The organism is Adlercreutzia sp. DFI.6.23, assembly GCF_024462535.1.
GTDB lineage: Bacteria > Actinomycetota > Coriobacteriia > Coriobacteriales > Eggerthellaceae > Adlercreutzia > Adlercreutzia rubneri.
This window is the reverse complement of sequence record NZ_JANGBP010000802.1, coordinates 1-288: the sequence shown is the minus strand read 5'-3', so window position 1 is coordinate 288 and position 288 is coordinate 1. Positions and strand designations below refer to the sequence as shown.

1 protein-coding gene is annotated in these 288 nt (G+C 67.0%); it reads left to right on the top strand.

The window, feature by feature from the left end; genetic code table 11:
* Positions 1 to 288 (top strand): adenine deaminase C-terminal domain-containing protein (locus NE591_RS15535; RefSeq protein ID WP_305145287.1); only part of this gene is annotated, 288 nt, incomplete at both ends.

Genomic DNA, 288 nt, shown 5'->3' with positions numbered 1-288 from the left:
AAGGGCTTCGGCATCAAGCGCGGTGCCATGGCCTCCACGGTGGCCCACGACGCCCACAACCTGCTCGTAGTGGGCACCAACGATGCGGACATGGCGCTGGCGGCCAATACGCACGCCGAGGTGGGCGGCGGCATGGTCGTCGTGGCCGACGGCGAGGTGCTCGGCCTCGTGGAGCTGCCCTTCGCCGGCCTCATGAACGACCTGGACGCCCCCGCTATGAGCGAGAAGGTGCATCATCTGGAAATGACCTGGGCCGAGATCGGCTGTACCATGCCCTCCCCCTTCATG